21 protein-coding genes are annotated in these 20153 nt (G+C 50.0%); 15 read left to right on the top strand and 6 right to left on the bottom strand.

Features of this window, described 5'->3' with window-relative positions; all coding sequences use genetic code 11:
* Positions 1 to 11: 11 nt before the first annotated feature.
* From fba to tkt, 4 genes are read right to left on the bottom strand one after another with little or no spacing between them, the layout of a single operon-like run.
* A complete protein-coding gene (gene fba / locus XMM383_RS07765) occupies positions 12 to 1076 on the bottom strand; it encodes a class II fructose-bisphosphate aldolase (RefSeq protein WP_173488990.1) in 1065 nt (354 codons plus the stop codon).
* Positions 1077 to 1107: 31 nt separating this feature from the next.
* The gene (locus XMM383_RS07760; protein ID WP_173494950.1) at positions 1108 to 2274 is read right to left on the bottom strand and encodes a phosphoglycerate kinase; all 1167 of its coding nucleotides are present in this window, start codon (positions 2272 to 2274) and stop codon (positions 1108 to 1110) included.
* 21 nt (positions 2275 to 2295) lie between these two features.
* On the bottom strand, positions 2296 to 3318 hold the full coding sequence (locus XMM383_RS07755; RefSeq protein WP_173484419.1) for a type I glyceraldehyde-3-phosphate dehydrogenase: 1023 nt from the start codon (positions 3316 to 3318) through the stop codon (positions 2296 to 2298).
* A 48-nt stretch (positions 3319 to 3366) separates the two neighbouring features.
* Complete coding sequence (gene tkt / locus XMM383_RS07750) at positions 3367 to 5361, bottom strand: transketolase (protein ID WP_173484418.1); 1995 nt, start codon at positions 5359 to 5361, stop codon at positions 3367 to 3369.
* A 229-nt stretch (positions 5362 to 5590) separates the two neighbouring features.
* Here tkt and metK point away from each other — a divergent pair, with 229 nt between their 5' ends.
* The 9 genes from metK to XMM383_RS07705 all read left to right on the top strand — a co-directional run bounded on the left by metK (position 5591) and on the right by XMM383_RS07705 (position 13451).
* Positions 5591 to 6781 (top strand): methionine adenosyltransferase, encoded by a 1191-nt coding sequence (gene metK, locus XMM383_RS07745; RefSeq protein ID WP_173484417.1) that lies wholly within the window; start codon positions 5591 to 5593, stop codon positions 6779 to 6781.
* Between the two features lie 118 nt (positions 6782 to 6899).
* Positions 6900 to 7631, top strand: coding sequence for a 16S rRNA (uracil(1498)-N(3))-methyltransferase (locus XMM383_RS07740; RefSeq protein WP_173494949.1), 732 nt, complete (start codon positions 6900 to 6902; stop codon positions 7629 to 7631).
* A 12-nt stretch (positions 7632 to 7643) separates the two neighbouring features.
* Positions 7644 to 8597 (top strand): glutathione synthase, encoded by a 954-nt coding sequence (gene gshB / locus XMM383_RS07735; protein WP_173494948.1) that lies wholly within the window; start codon positions 7644 to 7646, stop codon positions 8595 to 8597.
* Positions 8594 to 9544 carry an energy transducer TonB gene (locus XMM383_RS07730; RefSeq protein ID WP_173484414.1) on the top strand — a complete coding sequence of 317 codons (951 nt, stop codon included), beginning with the start codon at positions 8594 to 8596 and terminating at the stop codon, positions 9542 to 9544. Before gshB ends, XMM383_RS07730 begins: the two co-directional genes overlap by 4 nt.
* A gap of 65 nt (positions 9545 to 9609) precedes the next feature.
* A complete protein-coding gene (locus XMM383_RS07725; RefSeq protein ID WP_173484413.1) occupies positions 9610 to 10173 on the top strand; it encodes a YqgE/AlgH family protein in 564 nt (187 codons plus the stop codon).
* A gap of 10 nt (positions 10174 to 10183) precedes the next feature.
* Complete coding sequence (gene ruvX, locus XMM383_RS07720; protein WP_173484412.1) at positions 10184 to 10651, top strand: Holliday junction resolvase RuvX; 468 nt, start codon at positions 10184 to 10186, stop codon at positions 10649 to 10651.
* Positions 10641 to 11153 carry a bifunctional pyr operon transcriptional regulator/uracil phosphoribosyltransferase PyrR gene (gene pyrR, locus XMM383_RS07715; protein WP_173494947.1) on the top strand — a complete coding sequence of 171 codons (513 nt, stop codon included), beginning with the start codon at positions 10641 to 10643 and terminating at the stop codon, positions 11151 to 11153. Before ruvX ends, pyrR begins: the two co-directional genes overlap by 11 nt.
* A gap of 12 nt (positions 11154 to 11165) precedes the next feature.
* Positions 11166 to 12170, top strand: a complete 1005-nt coding sequence (locus tag XMM383_RS07710; RefSeq protein ID WP_173480073.1) for an aspartate carbamoyltransferase catalytic subunit — start codon at positions 11166 to 11168, stop codon at positions 12168 to 12170.
* 3 nt (positions 12171 to 12173) lie between these two features.
* On the top strand, positions 12174 to 13451 hold the full coding sequence (locus XMM383_RS07705) for a dihydroorotase (RefSeq protein ID WP_173494946.1): 1278 nt from the start codon (positions 12174 to 12176) through the stop codon (positions 13449 to 13451).
* Positions 13452 to 13513: 62 nt separating this feature from the next.
* On the opposite strand, the gene XMM383_RS07700 is transcribed toward XMM383_RS07705, so the two are convergent.
* Entirely contained in the window at positions 13514 to 14647 is a 1134-nt protein-coding gene (locus tag XMM383_RS07700; protein ID WP_173494945.1) for a PilT/PilU family type 4a pilus ATPase, read from the bottom strand.
* Between the two features lie 12 nt (positions 14648 to 14659).
* Complete coding sequence (locus XMM383_RS07695; protein WP_173495033.1) at positions 14660 to 15694, bottom strand: type IV pilus twitching motility protein PilT; 1035 nt, start codon at positions 15692 to 15694, stop codon at positions 14660 to 14662.
* A gap of 55 nt (positions 15695 to 15749) precedes the next feature.
* On the opposite strand from XMM383_RS07695, the gene XMM383_RS07690 reads away from it, so the two are divergent.
* From XMM383_RS07690 to XMM383_RS07665, 6 genes are all read left to right on the top strand, one after another.
* Positions 15750 to 16442, top strand: coding sequence for a YggS family pyridoxal phosphate-dependent enzyme (locus XMM383_RS07690; RefSeq protein WP_173494944.1), 693 nt, complete (start codon positions 15750 to 15752; stop codon positions 16440 to 16442).
* A 16-nt stretch (positions 16443 to 16458) separates the two neighbouring features.
* A complete protein-coding gene (gene proC, locus XMM383_RS07685; protein ID WP_371731489.1) occupies positions 16459 to 17283 on the top strand; it encodes a pyrroline-5-carboxylate reductase in 825 nt (274 codons plus the stop codon).
* A gap of 60 nt (positions 17284 to 17343) precedes the next feature.
* Entirely contained in the window at positions 17344 to 17889 is a 546-nt protein-coding gene (locus XMM383_RS07680; RefSeq protein WP_173480068.1) for a YggT family protein, read from the top strand.
* A 65-nt stretch (positions 17890 to 17954) separates the two neighbouring features.
* Positions 17955 to 19121: a homoserine O-acetyltransferase gene (locus XMM383_RS07675; RefSeq protein WP_173494943.1), complete on the top strand. Its 1167-nt coding sequence runs from the start codon at positions 17955 to 17957 to the stop codon at positions 19119 to 19121.
* The gene (gene metW, locus XMM383_RS07670) at positions 19111 to 19701 is read left to right on the top strand and encodes a methionine biosynthesis protein MetW (protein ID WP_173480066.1); all 591 of its coding nucleotides are present in this window, start codon (positions 19111 to 19113) and stop codon (positions 19699 to 19701) included. Before XMM383_RS07675 ends, metW begins: the two co-directional genes overlap by 11 nt.
* A 12-nt stretch (positions 19702 to 19713) precedes the next feature.
* Positions 19714 to 20151, top strand: coding sequence for a DUF4426 domain-containing protein (locus XMM383_RS07665; protein ID WP_173494942.1), 438 nt, complete (start codon positions 19714 to 19716; stop codon positions 20149 to 20151).
* Positions 20152 to 20153: the final 2 nt, after the last annotated feature.

Below are 20153 nucleotides of genomic sequence, written 5' to 3'. Positions count from 1 at the left end.
GTGAACTTGGATTAATTCACTTTTGCGTCCAGTTCACCTGAGAGGTAACGCTCTGTCATATCTTCAAGGTTGATCGCTTTGATCTTGCTAGCATTGCCCGCCGCACCAAAGGCATCGTAACGCGCGTAAGCGATATCAGACATCGCTGTGATTGTTTTCGCTAGGTACTTGCGTGGGTCAAATTCAGCGGTGTTTTCTGCCAAGAACTTACGCACAGCACCAGTCGACGCTAGACGAAGATCGGTGTCGATGTTGACCTTGCGCACGCCGTGCTTGATACCGTCAACCAACTGTTCAACCGGAACACCGTAAGTTTCAGGAATCTCACCACCAAACTGGTTGATCACCTCTAGCCACTCTTGTGGCACGGAAGATGAACCGTGCATAACAAGGTGAGTACCTGGAATACGTTCGTGAATCGCACGAATACGATCAACGGCAAGAATGTCACCTGTTGGTGGACGAGTGAACTTGTAAGCACCGTGTGAAGTACCCACTGCAATGGCAAGCGCATCGACCTGAGTCGCCTTAACAAACTGCGCAGCCTCTTCTGGGTCAGTCAGCATCTGGTCGTGGCTAAGTTTACCGACAGCACCGATACCGTCCTCTTCACCGGCTTCACCCGTTTCAAGTGAACCCAGACAGCCAAGCTCGCCCTCAACAGAGACACCACATGCGTGAGCCATCTCAACGGTACGACGAGTCACATCAACGTTGTAGTCGTAGTCGGTCGGTGTCTTACCATCTTCACCCAGTGAACCGTCCATCATGACCGATGAGAAGCCTAGTTGAATGGAGCGCTGACACACTGCTGGGCTTGTGCCGTGATCTTGGTGCATACAGACAGGAATGTGTGGAAACTCCTCAATCGCTGCCAAGATCATGTGGCGAAGGAAGTTAGAACCCGCGTACTTACGTGCACCGGCAGAGGCCTGCACGATGACAGGGGCATCGGCACGATCAGCTGCTTCCATAATGGCACGCATCTGCTCCAGGTTATTCACGTTGAACGCTGGAATGCCGTAGCCATACTCTGCTGCATGATCGAGCAGCTGTCTCATTGAAATAAGAGCCATTTTTTACCTATTTGCTATTAATCGTTTGCTGTTAACCGTTAGCGCGTGCTTCAAGCACTGCAACTGCAGGCAGTACCTTACCTTCAACAAACTCTAGGAAAGCACCACCACCTGTTGATATGTAGGATACATCATCTGCAATAGAATATTTATCTACTGCAGCTAAAGTATCACCACCACCTGCAATCGAGAAGCCGTTACTTTGAGCAATGGCTCTTGATAACGCTTCAGTGCCGTTACCAAACTGATCAAATTCAAATACACCTACAGGGCCGTTCCAGATGATGGTACCTGCGTTTTGCAATACTTGTGCCAACTGATTCGCAGTCTCTGGACCGATATCCAAAATCATCTCATTGTCGGCTACGTCATCCGCTGATTTGGTAACCGCTTCAGCACTCTCTGCAAACTCGGTCGCTGTAACCACATCCGATGGAATAGGAATTTCGCAGCGAGCCATCAGCGCTTTCGCTGTATCAACAAGGTCAGCTTCGTGCAGTGACGTACCAACGGGTTTGCCCGCTGCAGCCAAGAAGGTGTTGGCGATACCGCCACCAACGATGAGCTGATCACACTTCTCAGAGAGTGAGTTAAGTACTTCAAGCTTAGTAGATACTTTTGAACCACCCACGATCGCCACCAATGGACGTGCTGGGTTATCAAGCGCTTTACCCAAAGCTTCAAGCTCATTCGCTAGCAGTGGGCCTGCACAGGCGATAGGTGCAAAACGTGCCACACCGTGAGTTGATGCTTGTGCGCGGTGCGCGGTACCAAAAGCATCCATGACGTAGACATCACAAAGCGCGGCCATCTTCTTAGATAGCTCTTCGTTATCTTTCTTCTCGCCCGCGTTAAAACGCACGTTCTCCAGAAGAACGACCTGACCTGGCTCTACTGAAAAGCCACCATCAACCCAATCCTTGATCAGTGGAACATCTCGACCCAACAGACCTGCTAAGTGGGTCGCAACGGGTGCTAGTGAATACTGCTCTTCATATTCGCCTTCGGTTGGACGACCAAGGTGTGACATCAACATCACTGTCGCACCCTTTTCTAGCGCTAGCTGAATAGTCGGTAGTGACGCACGAATACGAGCATCGGAAGTCACTTTGCCATCTTTAACAGGAACGTTCAGATCTTCACGAATCAATACGCGTTTCCCTGCAAGATCCAAATCTTTCATCAGTTTTACGTTCATTGTTATTCTCCAATCATTAAATTAATTCTGTTTCAGTGCGAGCCAATGCTCAGCAATATCCAACATGCGGTTGGCAAAGCCCCACTCATTATCAAACCAGCAGACCAGCTTCAGTAAACGCTTGCCGGACAATCGCGTCTGAGTGCCATCAACAACGACTGAGCGACTGTCGTGGTTAAAGTCGGTCGATGCATGCGGCTCCTCTGTGTATCCCAACAACCCTTTTAACGGCCCTTCAGAGAGCGATTTGAAGAGTTGGTTGATCTCCTCTTCAGTGGTATCGCGCTCTAAGCTGATCGACATATCCATCAGTGAGACATTAAGGGTTGGCACACGTAAATGGAGGCACTTAAATTTCCCTTCCAACGACGGCAATAAGCGATCGATCCCTTTTGCTAACCCTGTATCCACAGGAATAATCGACTGCAGAGCACTGCGGGTTAGTCGCAAATCGGTGTGATGGTAGGCATCGATCACTGGCTGATCATTCATCGCCGAGTGAATCGTCGTGGTCACACCCTGCTCAATGCCAAAATGCCTATCGAGCTGATCTAATATAGGTATCACACAATTGGTCGTACAGGAGGCGGCTGAGACCACTTTATGATTCACGTTTATTGAATCTTGGTTTAAGCCAAACACAACGGTAGCGTCTACCTCAGCCGTGGCGGGCTGTGAAAAGAGCAAGCGTTTGGCCCCCTGCTTCAGATGCAACTCAGCTGTTTGACGGTCACTGAACGAGCCTGAACACTCCATCAGCAGATCAATGCCCATTTCACGCCAAGGGAGTTGGTCGGGCTTGGGAGTATTTAAAATTTGGATGGCGTGGTCACGAATAACTAGCTGATCATTTTCAAGAGTAACCGGTGCCGGGAAGCGGCCATGCGTCGTGTCATAACGCGTCAAATAGGAGACCGTCTCAGGCTCAGCCAACTCATTAATCGCAATGGGTTGAAGCTTAGTCTCTAAGCCACGCTCAAACAGGGCCCTGAGCAGACACTGCCCAATTCGACCATAACCGTTAATCGCTATGCGGTAGCTCATCTCACCTCTCAGAGAGTAAAACGCCGGTTAAAAACCGGCGTGATCAACTTAAACGAGGGCTAGCGCCTTCTGTTTAACATTCTCTACCGTGAAGCCGAAGTGCTTGAAGAGCTCACCAGCCGGTGCAGATTCACCAAAGGATTCCATACCGACAATCGCACCACTAAAGCCAACGTACTTGTACCAGAAGTCTGCAATACCCGCCTCAATCGCTACACGAGCTGTAACCGCAGCCGGTAGAACAGACTCTTTGTATTCAGCAGTCTGAGCATCAAAACGCTCAGTTGATGGCATAGAGACTACGCGAACCGCTTTGCCTTCTGCTGTCAGTGCTTCGGCTGATGCCATAGCCAACTCAACTTCAGAACCTGTCGCGATTAGGATTAGATCCGGTGTGCCGGCACAATCTTGCAAGATGTAACCACCTTTAGAGATCGCCGCAATCTGATCACCACTGCGAGATTGGTGAGGCAAATTCTGACGCGAGAAGATCAATGAACTTGGGCCATCGGCACGCTCAACCGCGTTACGCCAAGCGACAGCTGATTCAACCGCGTCACAAGGGCGCCATGTCTCCATATTAGGGGTCATACGCAGGCTAGCTACTTGCTCAACTGGTTGGTGAGTAGGACCATCTTCACCCAGACCGATTGAGTCGTGAGTGTAAACAAAGATAGCGCGTTGCTTCATCAGAGCCGCCATACGAACCGCGTTACGAGCGTACTCCATAAAGATTAGGAAGGTCGCACCGTATGGGATGAAACCACCGTGCAGTGCGATACCGTTCATGATTGCGCTCATACCGAACTCACGCACACCGTAGTGCAGGTAGTTACCGCTCGCATCTTCTGCAGTGATCGCTTTAGAGCCAGACCACAGTGTTAGGTTAGAACCTGCTAGGTCGGCAGAACCACCTAAGAACTCTGGCAGGATAGGTCCCAGTGAGTTAAGAGCGTTTTGCGAAGCCTTACGAGACGCGATGGTCTCACCCTTTTCAGCTACTTCAGCAATCCATGCATCCGCTTTTTCAGAGAAATCGGCAGGCAATTCACCCGATAGGCGACGCATCAACTCCGCAGCAAGCTCTGGGAAGGCTTCAGAGTACTCTGCAAGGCGTTCGTTCCACTCGTTTTCAAGAACGCTGCCCGCTTCACGTGCATCCCAACCCTCTGCGATCTCTTCTGGGATCTCAAATGGGGCGTGTGGCCAGTTCAACTCTTGGCGAGCCAACGCGATCTCGTCGTCACCTAAAGGTGCACCGTGACAATCCTCTTTGCCCTGCTTGTTGGGTGAACCAAAGCCGATGATTGTTTTACAGCAGATCAACGTTGGCTGATCTTCGTTCGCTTGAGCGGCTTCAACAGCAGCAATGATCTGTTCCGCATCGTGACCATCAACGCCACGGATCACCTGCCAGCCGTAAGCTTCAAAACGTGCAGGCGTGTCATCGCTGAACCAACCTTCAACCTCACCGTCAATCGAGATGCCGTTGTCATCCCAAAATGCGATCAGTTTGCCAAGACCCAGAGTACCCGCTAGTGAACAAGCTTCGTGTGAGATACCTTCCATCAGGCAGCCATCACCCATGAATGCGTAGGTGTGGTGATCGATAATCTCATGACCAGGGCGGTTGAATTGAGCCGCTAGTGTCTTCTCAGCGACAGCCATACCAACGGCGTTAGTGATACCTTGACCCAATGGACCGGTCGTCGTCTCTACACCTGGGCAGTAACCATACTCGGGGTGACCCGCCGTTTTAGCATGCAGTTGGCGGAAGTTAGCCAGATCTTCTGCACTGACGTCGTAACCGGTTAGGTGCAACAACGAGTAGATCAGCATCGAACCGTGGCCGTTTGACAGTACGAAACGGTCGCGATCAAACCAGTGAGGGTTGCTTGGGTTGTGCTTCATGAACTCATTCCAGAGTACTTCGGCAATATCCGCCATACCCATTGGGGCACCTGGGTGACCAGATTTGGCTTTCTGAACAGCATCCATGCTCAATGCGCGGATCGCATTGGCTAACTCACGGCGAGATGACATTAATCTACTCCTGCGGGGGGTATTAAAAATTGAGGGGTAAATTCTCTCGCAGACGGGACTTAGATTCAAATGACATTAGCTAAAATGACTCAATTTCATGGGTAATGATCAAAGGTTTCATCGAAGTAGAGCTCTTTTTACTTAGAACTCGACTCTTAACCGGTTACAATGGCTGCCACATTTTGAGAGCTGTGCATGTGCGGCTCGACCTAACCCATAGGATTTACTCATGAGCGAATATTCGATTTTCACCTCTGAATCAGTTTCAGAAGGGCACCCAGATAAGATTGCAGATCAGATCTCTGATGCAGTCTTAGACGCGATTTTAAAAGAGGACAAGTACGCACGAGTGGCGTGTGAGACCATGGTGAAAACCGGGGTTGCGATTGTCTCTGGTGAGATCAGCACCACCTCTTGGATTGATCTTGAAGATCTTGTTCGTGACGTGATCAATGACATCGGCTACACCTCTTCAGATGTCGGTTACGATGGTGATACCTGTGGTGTGATCAACATCATCGGTAAACAGTCTGTGGATATCGCTCAGGGCGTTGATCGTGCAAAACCTGAAGATCAAGGCGCCGGTGACCAGGGTTTGATGTTCGGCTACGCGTCGAACGAAACCGATGTTCTAATGCCTGCTCCGATTACCTTTGCCCATCGTCTTGTAGAGCGCCAAGCTGAAGCCCGCAAGTCAGGCCTGTTGCCTTGGTTGCGTCCAGATGCAAAATCACAAGTAACTTGCCGCTACGAAAACGGCAAACCGGTTGCGATTGATGCGGTGGTTCTTTCAACTCAACACAACCCAGATGTTACTCAGAAAGATCTTCAAGAAGCGGTTCAAGAGCTGATCATCAAGCATGTACTGCCAGCGGATCTTCTGCATGCAGGCACTAAACTGCACATCAACCCAACCGGTAAATTCGTTATCGGTGGCCCGGTTGGCGACTGTGGTCTAACGGGTCGTAAGATCATTGTCGATACCTACGGCGGCATGGCGCGTCACGGTGGTGGTGCGTTCTCTGGTAAAGACCCATCAAAAGTGGACCGTTCAGCTGCTTACGCAGGTCGCTATGTGGCTAAGAACATTGTTGCAGCTGGTCTTGCGGATCGTTGTGAGATTCAGGTCTCTTACGCGATTGGTGTTGCAGAACCGACCTCTGTATCAATCAACACCTTCGGTACTGGCAAGATCTCTGATGAGAAGATCATTGAGCTGGTTCGCGAAACCTTTGATCTGCGCCCGTACGCGATCACTAACATGCTCGATCTACTGCACCCTATGTACCGCCAGACTGCGGCATACGGTCACTTTGGTCGCGACCCATTTGAGATGACGGTTGGAGATGACACCTTTACCGCCTTCCCATGGGAGAAGACCGATAAAGCAGACGCGTTAAAATCCGCTGCAGGCATCTAATCGCCAACTAACAGTGGCTAAGGGTAGGCGAAAGCCTGCCCTTTTTTGTGTCTAAATCCAGCCTGACGCACCCTAAATGTCATGGCATAATCAGTGGCAGAGTGATAAGAGAATCTTTATGCGAATACCCCGTGTCTACCTAGACCTACCACTGAGCACAGGAACAGAAATCGAACTGCCTGAAGCCTCTCACAATCACCTAGTGAAAGTGCTGCGCATGAAACAGGGATTCAAGCTTGTGCTATTCAATGGTGATGGCTTTGATTATCAAGCCGAGCTAACGAAAGTAGCAAAACGTGAATCCAGTGTACGGATCATTGCGGCCGACTCGAATGATCGTGAGTCCCCAATCGACATTCATATTGGGCAAGGCCTCTCTCGTGGTGAACGCATGGACTACGCCGTGCAGAAGGCGACGGAGTTGGGTGTACAGAGTCTGACGCCCCTTTTTACGGATCGTTCCGAAGTAAAACTGACGGCAGAACGCCAAGAGAAGCGATCCGCTCACTGGCAGCAGATCGCGATCAGCGCCAGCGAACAGAGCTTTCGTGCAAAGCCAATGAGCGTAAATACCCCTCTTTCACTGGCAGAGTGGATCGATCAGTGTGATGCCGAGCTGAAACTCATTCTTCATCCGCACCTTGAACTCACGTCACTAAACAATGAGCCAAGACCCTCCAGCGTGGCACTACTGATTGGACCGGAGGGTGGTTTAGAGGAGAGCGAAGTCGAGCTGGCACTGCAAAAAGGATTTAAGCCCTGGTTACTGGGCAGTCGAATATTACGCACAGAGACCGCTCCCGTCGCGGCGGCATCGGTACTAAACTACCTCTGGGGCGACTTCTCATAAAAGGAACGAGAGATGAGCATTAAACTGGGCATCGTCATGGACCCTATTGACGACATCAACTACAAAAAAGACAGCTCTTTGGCGATGCTTTGGGCAGCGCAGCAGAAAGGTTGGGAGCTGTTCTATATGGAGCAGTCCGATCTCTACTCAAGAGATGGGGATGTTCGTGCTCGCATGGCGCCGATTAGCGTCGATATGAACCCGAACAAGTGGTTCGAACGCGAAGCCTATCAGGATCTCTCGCTAACAGAGCTCGATGTCATCCTGATGCGAAAAGACCCACCTTTCGACAACGAGTTTATCTATACCACTCATCTTTTAGCGGTTGCAGAAGCCGCCGGTGTGCTTATCGTAAACCGCACTCAAAGCCTGCGCGATTTCAACGAAAAGCTATTTGCTACACACTTCCCTCAATGCTGCCCGCCGGTACTGGTCAGTCGTTCAGAGGAGCGATTAAAAGACTTTCATGCTGAGCATGGGGACGTCATCTTTAAACCTTTAGATGGTATGGGTGGCAGCTCTATCTACCGCATCAAAGAGGATGGTTTGAACCTAGGGGTGGTGATAGAGACGCTGACCAAATTTGGCCAAGAGACCATCATGGCGCAACGCTACATCCCTGAGATTGTCGAGGGTGATAAACGCATATTGATGATCAATGGCGAGCCTATCGACTATGCTCTGGCACGCATTCCCAGTCAGGGAGAGACTCGCGGTAATCTAGCCGCAGGGGGACGAGGCGAAGGCCGCCCACTGAGCGAACGTGATCGTTGGATTGCTGCACAGGTGGGGCCAAAACTGCGCGAAGCTGGTCTACTATTTGTCGGTTTGGATGTAATTGGTGACTACCTAACCGAGATCAATGTCACCAGCCCAACCTGTATTCGCGAGCTCAATGATCAGTTCGGTTTGGACATCGGCATGCAGTTAATGGATTGCATTGAGGAGCAACTCGCTCAGCAATGAACTTAACCGCCTCGCCAAAACCGATCAATCGATTAGCTGCATGGTGTGCAGATGCCGATGAGCGTCTGCGCTTTATGCTGGTTTTGGCACTGGCTCTGCACGCACTGATCATTCTCTTGGTGGGATTTGATGCACTGAAAACAGAGCAATCATCCAAAACACTAGAGATCACCTTTGCGATAAATCAGGATCCACAGGCCCCTATCGATCCAGCCTACTTGGCCCAGCACCATCAATTAGGCCAGGGCGATTCACAAACGAACCAAGAGGCGAGGGTTGTAGAACCTGCGCTGTTCAGGTCTGACAAGATCAATCAACTCTCGGCACAGATCAGTGCACAATCTGGAGCAGGCGTGGCACCTTCGAATGATGAGGGCGTCAACGACCAAACTCAGCAAGCTAAATCGGGTACGAATGAGCTGTTAGCAGCCAACACCCAAGCGCTGCTTAAAGCCAATCAACAGACTGATTCCATTCAGACCACCGCCTCAAATCCGTTAGCAGGCGACTCAACGGCTCTGTTTAAAGCATCAGAAGAGATCGCCTCCTTAGAAGCGCGCTTAAAAGATGAGCAGCGAAAACTGGAGAGTCGCTCACGCACGGGGCGGGTCACTTCGCTTTCGACCTTGGCCAAAGCTGATGCGCTCTATCTAGAGCGATGGCGTCAGAAAATCGAAACGATTGGGAATCTTAACTACCCTATCGAAGCGCGGCGCAAGGGCATTGAAGGCAGTCTGCAGATGCTAGTCACTTTAGCCGCTGATGGGAGCGTCAAGCAGTTAGAGATCCTCAAAAGTTCTGGCTACTCAATACTGGATGATGCCGCCGTTCGGACGGTTAGGAGCGCGTCACCCTTCGAGCCCTTCCCTAATGAGATGCGCCAGCGGCTGGACCGACTGGAGATCATTCGCACTTGGAAATTTGAGAAAAATACCCAAGTGTACTGATATTGAGCCATTTTCAGCTTACACTGAGGGTGTAAAAAGATTCGACGTTGTTAAAGGAGAAAGAGATGAGTAATGCCAACCTACTCAAGCACCACTTCTTAATGTCTATGCCCAGTCTGGAGAGCGACTACTTTAGCAACAGCCTCATCTATCTTTGTGAGCACAATGACGAGGGTGCCATGGGAATTGTGGTTAATAAACCACATGACATTCCTATGGATGAGATCCTCGATCAGCTCGAACTCCCCGAGAATTCCCCCTTAAACTATCAGCCTGTTTACCAAGGTGGACCGGTCTCTGAAGAGCATGGGTTTATTCTGCACAGACAGGGCGAGCAAGCTTGGAAATCCTCACTACACCTACCCGAGCAACTGACGTTAACCACATCCCTTGATGTTCTAGAGGCCATTTCGCGTGGCGAGGGGCCTGAACACTATCTATTCGCTTTAGGTTATGCAGGCTGGGGACCGGGGCAGCTCGATGAAGAGATGAGTCAAAACCTATGGTTAAGCTCACCCGCAAATTTAGATATACTGTTCGACGTTGAACCCGAATTTAGACTCTCATCGGCTGCGTCTACTCTGGGTGTCGACCTAAACCTAATCTCCGCACAGGCGGGGCACGCATAATTAAGGTCCAATGACTGAGTTAACTGAGAGCGCACTGGGATTCGATTTTGGCTTACGCAGAATTGGTGTTGCCTTTGGTCAGTCATTAACCGCCACCGCCCAACCTCTAAATCCAATTGCCGCAAAAGACGGTATCCCCGATTGGAGTTTAGTCGATAAAATGATTGCTGAATGGCAGCCAAATACGATCGTTGTGGGACTGCCATTGAACATGGATGGCACCATCAGTGATATGGCGCGACGAGCAAGAAAATTCGCCAACCGCCTGCATGAACGATCTAAAATACCCTGCTTTCTGTTTGACGAGCGCTTAACATCACAAGAGGCTAAATCGATTCATCTTGAGAATGGCGGATCAGCCGATTTCGGTGCAGAATCTGTCGACGGTATCGCCGCTCAATTGATGTTAGAAGGTTGGTTTCTTCAAGAACAGCGCATACCAAGCCATGCAAGGCTTGAGGACTATTATGACCAGTAAAACTTTGGACGCTGAACAGCTCCTAACAAGAATGTGTGAAAGCTCACAGCAGTTAATCGAGACACGCGGCTTAGATAACCCCTATATCATTGGCATTCATAGTGGCGGTATTTGGTTGGCTGAACGTCTTCACCAACACCTGGGGATTCAGGATGAGATGGGGGTGCTGGACATCTCCTTCTATCGTGACGATTTCACTCGCGTTGGATTGAACCCTAAAGTAGGGGTTTCAAAGCTGCCAAGCGCAACCGAAGATCGCAATATTATCCTAGTCTACGACGTGTTAATGAGTGGTCGTACAGCCAGAGCTGCGCTCAATGAACTGTTCGATTTTGGTCGTCCGGCCTCTGTGACACTGGTCACCCTGATTGACCTACAACGCCGCGAACTGCCAATTCAAGCTGATGTCATTGGTGGCACCCTCACGCTGTCTAGCGATCAACAGGTTAAGCTAACAGGCCCATCTCCCCTTGAACTGACCATCAGTCAGCGTAGCAAATAATAGGAAGCGAAGATGTTTAACTTTCCTGACCCAACTCAAGCGCAGCTAACCGAAGATGGCCAGCTAAAGCACTTTTTAGATATCGAGGGGCTGCCAGAGTCACTGCTATTAGAGCTGTTAGACACAGCCGACTCCTTTGTTGATATGAGTGAGCAGCAGGTTAAAAAGGTGCCGCTTCTGCGGGGTAAAACCGTCGCCAACCTCTTTTTTGAGAACAGTACACGTACATTGTCGACCTTTGAACTAGCCGCTAAGCGCCTATCGGCTGACGTTCTGAATTTAAACATCAGCACCAGCTCCACAAAAAAAGGGGAGACGCTAAAAGACACCTTGATGACCTTGGAAGCGATGCATTCGGATATGTTTGTCGTTCGCCACTCGGATAGTGGTGCGGCTCACTTCATCGCCAGCCAAGTCACACCCAACGTCGCCATCATCAATGCCGGTGACGGTCGTCACGCACACCCGACCCAAGCGATGCTGGATATGATGACTATTCGTCGCCATAAAGGTGGATTTAAGCATCTAAAAGTCGCGATCGTCGGCGATATACTTCATTCGCGCGTAGCTCGATCACAGATTCATGCCTTAAGAATTCTCGGTGTACCCGAGATTCGTCTGATTGCACCTCGTACACTGCTACCGCGTAATGTCGAGATGCTTGGGGTCAAAGTCTTTACCGACATGGCACAAGGCCTTCGTGATGCCGATGTTGTCATCATGCTTCGTTTACAAAAAGAGCGTATGACCTCCGCTCTGCTACCTAGCGAGTCTGAGTTCTTCAAACTCTATGGTCTATCAGAGGAGAAGCTCGCCTTTGCACACCCTGAGGCGATCGTAATGCACCCTGGGCCGATTAACCGAGGCGTTGAGATCGCGTCTTCCGTGGCTGACGGACCTAAATCGGTGATACTGAATCAGGTCACTAACGGCATTGCCGTTAGGATGGCCGTTATGTCGATGGCGATGAGTGGCCAGGTTGCTGAGAGAGCAAAAAAATTAGAGGCAGGAGAGTAAACAGTGCAGATTAAAATTGCCGGCGGGCGCATTGTCGACCCTGCACAAAACATAGATCGAATTGATGACCTCTACATTGTCAAAGGGCGTATTGCCGCCATAGGTGATGCACCAGAGGGCTTCTCTGCTGACGAAGAGTTCAATGCTGAAGGACAGATCGTCTGCCCCGGTCTCATCGATCTATGTACCCATCTGCGTGAGCCAGGATTAACACAAAAAGGTACTATCGCATCTGAGACAGCCGCTGCCGCTGCTGGCGGCATTACCACACTGGTAGCCTCACCAAACACCAAACCGGTCGTAGACAGCACAGCGGTTGCCGAACTGGTACAAGATCGTGCAACCGATGCCGGAATGGCACGAGTGCTCCCGCTAGGAGCGCTGACACAATCGATGCAGGGCGAACAGCTTGCGCCACTGCATGCGCTAGCAAGCTCAGGCTGCATCGGTTTCACTAACGGCCGTCATCCGATCGATAGCTCGCGCGTGATGCTAAGAGCGCTTGAATACGCGGCAACACATGACCTGTTGGTAGTGTTTCAAGCGGAAGATCGAGCACTAGCAGCTGAAGGTTGTATGCACGAAGGCACGACCGCCACTCGACTTGGCTTGAACGGTATTCCTTCCGCTGCTGAAACCATAGAGGTTTCACGCTGCTTGATTCTGATAGAAGAGACCGGTGTAAGGGCTCACTTCGGCCAGCTTTCCTGTGCTCAGTCAGTTCTTTTGATTCAGAGTGCCCGTGAACGAGGTCTCAATGTGACCGCTGATGTGGCGATTCACAACCTGCTTCTGACAGATGAAGAGGTTAATGGTTTTAACAGCCTATTCCATGTCATCCCACCGCTGCGTTCGCAGCTGGATCGTGCGGGACTTCGTCAAGGCTTAGTTACCGACACACTGGATGCCATCTGTTCAGATCATCAGCCTCAGGATGCTATTTCAAAAGAGGCACCTTTCGCGGCGACTGAACCAGGCATTAGTGGACTTGAGACCCTATTACCGCTGAGCCTAATGTTGGTGGAGCAGCAGTTAATCGCCCTACCTCAGTTAATTGAAAAATTGACAACGGGTCCTGCGAAAGTGCTAGGCATCGAGGCCGGCTCTCTCGAAGTCGGGGCTGATGCAGATGTGTGTGTCTTTGATCCAGAAGCGACCTGGACGGTCAACAGTGAGACGCTTAAATCACGCGGTAAGAACACCCCGTTCATCAACACTGAACTGAAAGGCCGTGTGACACTGACTCTACTCAATGGTCAGCCAGTACATCGCTTAAGTTAATAGTGTGAAAACTAAAAAGACCCAGCCAGTGCAGGGTCTTTTTTTGCCTATTTATGGACCAATCAGTGATTCAGAGTATCGTCTGAATCTTGAAGGGTGAATGACGGTAGATCCTCACCCTCATGCTTACCGCCCTCATCACTGAGCTTGATCATCAGACGCAGATCATTTGACGAGTCAGCAAACGACAGTGCCACTTCATAAGTAATGACACCCTCTTTGTAGAGCGCAAACAACGCCTGATCGAAGGTCTGCATGCCAAGATTGCTCGATTTCTTGATGACATCTTTAATCTCGTGCACCTCACCTTTGCGAATCAGATCCTGAATCAGCGGCGTGTTGATTAGCACTTCAATGGCCGCTCTTCGTCCCTTACCATCCGACGTGGGCAGCAGTTGCTGCGCGACAATCGCTTTCAAGTTAAGCGATAGATCCATCCAGATCTGATTATGATGTTCAGGGCCAAAGAACGAGATGATTCGATCTAGAGCTTGGTTCGCATTGTTAGCATGAAGCGTTGCCAAACAGAGATGGCCGGTCTCAGCGAATGCCAGAGCGTACGCCATGGTTTCAGCTGAGCGGATTTCACCCATCAAGATGACATCTGGTGCCTGACGTAAGGTGTTTTTCAGTGCTACTTCAAAGGATTCAGTATCAAGCCCCACTTCACGTTGAGTCACGATCGACTTTTTATGATGGTGAATGTACTCAATGGGGTCTTCAACCGTAATGATATGCCCAGCAGCATGCTCATTACGGTAATCAATCATTGATGCCAGAGAGGTCGACTTACCGGTTGAGGTACCACCGACAATTAGGATCAAACCACGCTTAGTCATCGAGAGATCTTTAAGCACCTCAGGAAGTTTGAGCTCCTCCATAGTCGGTATGTGGTTAGCTATAGAACGCAACACCATTCCCGGCGTGTTTCGTTGCACATAGGCGCTAACACGAAAACGACCGATACCGTTCACACTCAGTGCAAAGTTACACTCATTGGTCGCTTCAAATTCAGCCAGCTGCTTGTCACTCATGGTGCTGTAGACCAGTGCACGTGATTGTGATGAGTTGAGCGATTCACGTGTCAGCGGCTTGATCGTACCATCCACCTTGATAGAAGGAGGTGCACCAGCAGTGATGAACAGATCTGAACCACCGCGCTCAGTCATTACTTTTAAAAGCTGTGTAAAATCCACGGGTTACCTCACTTAAAATATCGATGGGTCTTTAGCGCGAGCAGCCGCTTGCTCTGGAGTGATAAAGCCTTTTTGAACCAACTCTAAAAGAGCCTGGTCCAAGGTCTTCATACCTACCTGAGAACCCGTCTGAATGGCTGAGTACATCTGCGCCACTTTATCTTCACGAATCAGGTTACGTATGGCAGATGTTCCAATCATGATCTCGTGTGCTGCGACTCGACCGCCCCCTGTCTTCTTCAAAAGGGATTGAGAGATAACGCCCTGCAGCGACTCAGAGAGCATTGACCGGACCATATCTTTCTCTGCGGCTGGAAAGACGTCGATGATACGGTCAATGGTTTTCGCTGCCGAGGTGGTATGCAGAGTGCCGAATACTAAGTGTCCAGTCTCTGCTGCAGTCAACGCAAGACGAATGGTCTCTAGGTCACGCATCTCACCCACTAGGATGACATCGGGGTCTTCACGCAGCGCCGAACGCAGTGCCGCATCAAATCCACGGGTATCTCGATGCACCTCACGCTGGTTAATCAGACACTTTTTACTCTCATGGACAAATTCGATGGGATCCTCAATCGTCAATATATGCTCAGATCGAGAGTCATTGATGTAATCGATCATCGCCGCCAGTGTGGTCGACTTACCGGAACCGGTAGGGCCTGTCACTAGAACTAACCCTTTAGGCTGGTCTGAGAGCTGTTGGAAGACCTTACCCATACCAAGATCATCCATAGTAAGCACTTTACTGGGGATGGTACGGAACACCGCTGCCGCTCCGCGGTTTTGAACAAAACCATTCACACGAAAACGCGCCAGCTGTGGCACTTCAAAGGAGAAATCGACTTCTAACTTCTCTTCGTACTCTTTACGCTGCTTGTCATTCATAATGTCATACAGCAACCCATGGACCTGTTTATGATCCATCGATGGTAGTTTGATGCGACGCACATCACCGTCAACACGAATCAATGGCGGCATACCCGCTGTAATGTGCAGATCGGATGCTCCTTGCTGTACAGCAAAGGCTAAAAGTTCGGTAATATCCATAATTGAGTTCACCCTAGCGGAAACGACCGCATCAACCCCATGAGTAGTGACACATATGACTAGCATAGCAGAGAGCCTGAAAAAGGTGAGATCCGAGATAGAAAAAGCCTGCGCTGAGTCAAACCGTTCTGAAAAAGAGGTCTGCCTACTGGCCGTCAGTAAGACCCGCAGCGTGGATGAGGTCAGCGAACTGGCTCGCTTAGGGCAACGCGCTTTCGGTGAAAATTATCTGCAAGAGGCGCTGGATAAAATATCCGCTCTTGAGCCACTTAACCTCGAATGGCACTTTATTGGCCCTATTCAATCCAACAAAACTAAGCCAATCGCAGAGCAATTTGCTTGGGTCCATAGTGTCGATAGACTGAAAATCGCACAACGTCTGTCAGCACAACGGCCTTACTATGCCGAGGACTTAAACATCTGCTTGCAGGTTAATATTAGCTGTGAAGAGAGCAAATCTGGCTGCCTTCCAGATGAAGCGCTCGAGCTCGCCAAACAGATTGCCGAACTCCCCAAAATAAACTTACGTGGTTTAATGGCCATACCAGAAGCGACTGAGGATGTTGAACTACAAAAAAAGCGTTTTTGTCAGGTGAGAACGCTGTTTGAAGAGATCAAACAGGCGATACCCAGTCTAGATACCTTATCAATGGGCATGTCGGGTGATCTGGATGCCGCCATTGAAGAGGGCGCTACCATCGTTCGTATTGGTACGGCTCTGTTCGGCCCACGCAACTACAACAAATAATTTTTAGGAGAAGAGTGTGGCACAGCCATCTATCGCATTCATTGGTACAGGCAACATGGCCGGTGCAATCCTTGAGGGCTTAATTGCAACGGGATACCCCGTAGACAAGCTATGGGCCTCACGTCGCCAGCTCGATAAGTTGGCAAGTTTTGCTGAGCGCGGCGTTCATACAACGACCGATAACCATCTCGCGATTAGCGCTTCGGAAATTATTGTGATCTCCGTTAAGCCGCAGATGATGCGCGATACACTGACTGAGTTAGCACCCACACTGCAAAAGCATAAACCGCTACTAATCTCTGTGGCAGCAGGCATTAGCTGCGACTCATTAGAACGTTGGGCCGGCGGTGAGCTGGCCGTGATTCGTTCAATGCCGAACACACCCTCTCTACTCAAATTAGGCGCCAGCGGTCTGTTTGCCAACCCTAGAGTGAGTGATGAGCAGAAAGCTCAAGCCTCTTCGATTGCAGAAGCGGTCGGTATTGCTACCTGGTGTGACACTGAAGAGGGCATCGATCAGGTAACTGCAGTTTCGGGTTCAGGCCCTGCTTACTTCTTCCTAATGATGGAGAAGATGATTGAAGCGGCACAAGCGCTCGGCATGAGTCCTGAAGCGGCACGTCAACTGACCATTCAAACCGCCAAAGGGGCTGCAGAGATGGCCGCTAAAACGGGGATTGAACCGGCCCAGTTGCGAAAAAATGTCACCTCCCCAGGCGGTACCACTGAGCAAGCGATTAACAGCTTCGAACAGGATCAACTTGGCGAGGTTGTGTTACGAGCAATGACCGCCTGCAAGAACCGTGCAGCAGAGATGAGTGAGCAACTCGGTAAAGACTAATGGCTGCAAAACAGCTACTCTTAAACACTTGTCATCATTAAGCGAACTATAGGATTGAACATGGCTGGCGATACACTGACATTAATCATTCGAACGATTGGTGAAGTTTTTGCATTTATTCTGCTTCTGCGTTTTTTACTGCAGGCGAGTGGCGCTGACTACTACAATCCGATCTCTCAATCAGTGGTTCGCTTTACCCAAGTTCCTTTGGCTCCACTGCAGAAACTGGTTCCAAGAATTGGGCGTTTGGACATCTCCCCGTTGGTATTGGCCTTCGCAGTTAAAGTGGCTGTTGTTGTCGCGATTATCTTCTTTACACAGGGCAACATCCCCAACATGCTGGGTGCGGCACTGTTTGGCCTATTCGGGGTGCTTGATGGCATTCTCACCATCTACTTTTGGGCTGTTATTGGATCCGTGATCCTCTCCTGGGTAGCCCCAAACAGCTACCACCCGGGCCCACAGCTCATTATGCAGATCACAGAGCCCGTGTTCTCTTTGGCGCGCAAGGTTATTCCACCTATCGGCGGTCTGGATCTATCACCGATTTTGATCTTTTTAGTGATTCAAATTCTACAATCTCAAATCACTCGTCTGGTCATGTAACTGAACCCGTGGTTTGCTAGAATTATATACTGTTTCACATACAGCATTGCACAGGAGATAGCCTAATGCCGGCTAGCTTGCCAACGGATTCCGTCGGTATCGTTACACCAGAATTGATTCACTTTGCCGAGCCTCTCTCTTTGGCTTCCGGCCGAGTGCTGCCTGAATACGATCTAATGGTTGAGACCTACGGGCAACTTAATGCAGATTGCTCAAATGCGGTTTTGATCTGCCATGCTCTATCGGGTCACCACCATGCTGCGGGATATCATTCAGAGAGTGATAAATACCCTGGCTGGTGGGACAGTGCTATTGGTCCTGGGAAGCCGATCGACACGAATCGTTTTTTTGTTGTGTCGTTGAATAACCTTGGTGGCTGTCACGGCTCAACAGGGCCGACTTCCATCGATCCAAACACCGGAAAACCTTACGGACCAGACTTTCCTTTTGTAACCGTGCGAGACTGGGTCAACAGTCAGGTTCGACTTGCAGACTACTTCGGTATCCAACGTTGGGCAGCAATTGTGGGTGGCAGCTTGGGCGGTATGCAGGCGATGCAGTGGTCAATCGACTTCCCTGAAAGACTGGGCCACGCATTAATCATCGCCTCTTCACCAAAGTTAACGGCACAGAATATCGCGTTCAATGAGGTGGCTAGACAGGCTATTTCGAAAGACCCTCAGTTCCACGAGGGACGCTATTACGATCACGACACCCTCCCCAAAACAGGGCTTTCACTGGCTCGTATGATTGGCCACATCACCTATCTATCTGATGATGGCATGGCCGAGAAGTTTGGTCGTGAGATGCGCACGGGAGAGCTGAGTTTCGACTTAAATACTCAATTCCAAGTCGAAAGCTACCTTCGATACCAAGGTGAGAAGTTTTCGACGGCGTTCGATGCAAATACCTACCTATTAATGACAAAAGCGCTGGATTACTTTGATCCCGCATCGGAGTATGGCGATGATCTTTCAAAGGCATTAAGCCAGGCTAGCTGTAAATTTCTAGTCGTCTCGTTTACGACGGATTGGCGCTTCTCTCCCGAGCGCTCGCGTGAGATAACCGATGCACTGGTCGCAGCCGATAAAGATGTTAGCTACGCAGAAATCGACTCTGATCACGGACACGACGCCTTCTTAATCGACAGCCCTCGTTACATGGCTGTATTTAGAGCCTACATGAACCGTGTAGCCAATGAACTCAATCTAGGAGTCACCCATGAGAGCTGATTTAGAGATCATTGCAGACTGGATTCAACCCGAGGCGCGCGTCCTTGATATGGGTTGTGGTGACGGTGAACTGCTCGATTTTCTCTCCCAGCAAAAGCAGGTTGATGGCTTAGGTTTAGAGATCGATCATGACAATATCACTCACTGTATTGCTCGCGGTGTGAACGTCATTGAAAAGAACTTAGATGAAGGTCTTGCCAGCATAGACGACTCAAGCTTTGACAGCGTCGTTATGACGCAAGCTTTGCAGGTCATGCACCGTCCCGACTTGATCGTAGAGGAGATGTTGCGTATCGGTAATGAGGGGATCGTCACATTCCCTAACTTTGCCCACTGGCGTGCGCGTTTCTACTTGGCATTTCGCGGTAAGATGCCGGTCTCCAAGTTTCTCTCTTACAGCTGGTATGACACGCCCAACATTCACTTCTGTACCTTTAAAGATTTTGAAGCGCTCTGCATCGAGAGAAACATCCGAATCATTGAACGCACCGTAGTCGATAATGAGCACCGCCAGCGTTGGTGGCATAAGCTTTGGCCCAATATGATGGGTGAAATTGCGATCTACCGAATCACACGATAGAGGTTGAGATTAATGATGCGTTCTTTAATGGTTCTATTACTTATTTCGCTATTTGCCCTGCCCGTTCATGCGGAACAGAAACAGATTGAGCGTGGTTATGAAGTGCACTACAACGCCTTCAACTCAAGCTTTGTGACCCCTGAAGTCGCCGCGGCAAATGGCATCCTGCGCAGTAAAGTGAGAGCTCTGGTCAATGTGGCTGTTTTCAAACGTGAGCAGAACGGTGACAAAACGGCTGTACGTGCCAATATAAAAGGCGAGGCGAGTAATTTGCTTCAACAGATTCAGACCATCGAATTCAAACCGATCATTGAAGGCGATGCAATCTACTACATTGGCGGGTTCCGCTTCAGCGAAGAGGAACGCATGACGATCGAGCTCGAGGTCACACCGGACCCTAACCAAGCTCCGATCAAGGTTAGCTTCAACCAAACCTTCTACACGGAGTAGGC

The organism is Marinobacterium sp. xm-m-383, assembly GCF_013283255.1.
Taxonomy (GTDB): Bacteria; Pseudomonadota; Gammaproteobacteria; order Pseudomonadales; family Balneatricaceae; genus Marinobacterium_E.
The sequence above is the reverse complement of the archived record's forward strand: the minus strand, read 5'-3'. Positions and strand labels throughout refer to the sequence as shown.

Excerpts from the sequence above, each read along its gene's own strand:
- XMM383_RS07760 (WP_173494950.1), bottom strand. The coding sequence starts at position 2,274 with ATGAACGTAAAACTGATGAAAGATTTGGATCTTGCAGGGAAACGCGTA.
- ruvX (WP_173484412.1), top strand. The coding sequence starts at position 10,184 with ATGACTGAGTTAACTGAGAGCGCACTGGGATTCGATTTTGGCTTACGC.
- XMM383_RS07690 (WP_173494944.1), top strand. The coding sequence starts at position 15,750 with ATGACTAGCATAGCAGAGAGCCTGAAAAAGGTGAGATCCGAGATAGAA.
- fba (WP_173488990.1), bottom strand. The coding sequence starts at position 1,076 with ATGGCTCTTATTTCAATGAGACAGCTGCTCGATCATGCAGCAGAGTAT.
- XMM383_RS07695 (WP_173495033.1), bottom strand. The coding sequence starts at position 15,694 with ATGGATATTACCGAACTTTTAGCCTTTGCTGTACAGCAAGGAGCATCC.
- XMM383_RS07755 (WP_173484419.1), bottom strand. The coding sequence starts at position 3,318 with ATGAGCTACCGCATAGCGATTAACGGTTATGGTCGAATTGGGCAGTGT.
- pyrR (WP_173494947.1), top strand. The coding sequence starts at position 10,641 with ATGACCAGTAAAACTTTGGACGCTGAACAGCTCCTAACAAGAATGTGT.
- XMM383_RS07710 (WP_173480073.1), top strand. The coding sequence starts at position 11,166 with ATGTTTAACTTTCCTGACCCAACTCAAGCGCAGCTAACCGAAGATGGC.
- metK (WP_173484417.1), top strand. The coding sequence starts at position 5,591 with ATGAGCGAATATTCGATTTTCACCTCTGAATCAGTTTCAGAAGGGCAC.
- gshB (WP_173494948.1), top strand. The coding sequence starts at position 7,644 with ATGAGCATTAAACTGGGCATCGTCATGGACCCTATTGACGACATCAAC.
- XMM383_RS07730 (WP_173484414.1), top strand. The coding sequence starts at position 8,594 with ATGAACTTAACCGCCTCGCCAAAACCGATCAATCGATTAGCTGCATGG.
- metW (WP_173480066.1), top strand. The coding sequence starts at position 19,111 with ATGAGAGCTGATTTAGAGATCATTGCAGACTGGATTCAACCCGAGGCG.
- XMM383_RS07680 (WP_173480068.1), top strand. The coding sequence starts at position 17,344 with ATGGCTGGCGATACACTGACATTAATCATTCGAACGATTGGTGAAGTT.
- XMM383_RS07740 (WP_173494949.1), top strand. The coding sequence starts at position 6,900 with ATGCGAATACCCCGTGTCTACCTAGACCTACCACTGAGCACAGGAACA.
- XMM383_RS07665 (WP_173494942.1), top strand. The coding sequence starts at position 19,714 with ATGATGCGTTCTTTAATGGTTCTATTACTTATTTCGCTATTTGCCCTG.
- XMM383_RS07675 (WP_173494943.1), top strand. The coding sequence starts at position 17,955 with ATGCCGGCTAGCTTGCCAACGGATTCCGTCGGTATCGTTACACCAGAA.
- XMM383_RS07725 (WP_173484413.1), top strand. The coding sequence starts at position 9,610 with ATGAGTAATGCCAACCTACTCAAGCACCACTTCTTAATGTCTATGCCC.
- tkt (WP_173484418.1), bottom strand. The coding sequence starts at position 5,361 with ATGTCATCTCGCCGTGAGTTAGCCAATGCGATCCGCGCATTGAGCATG.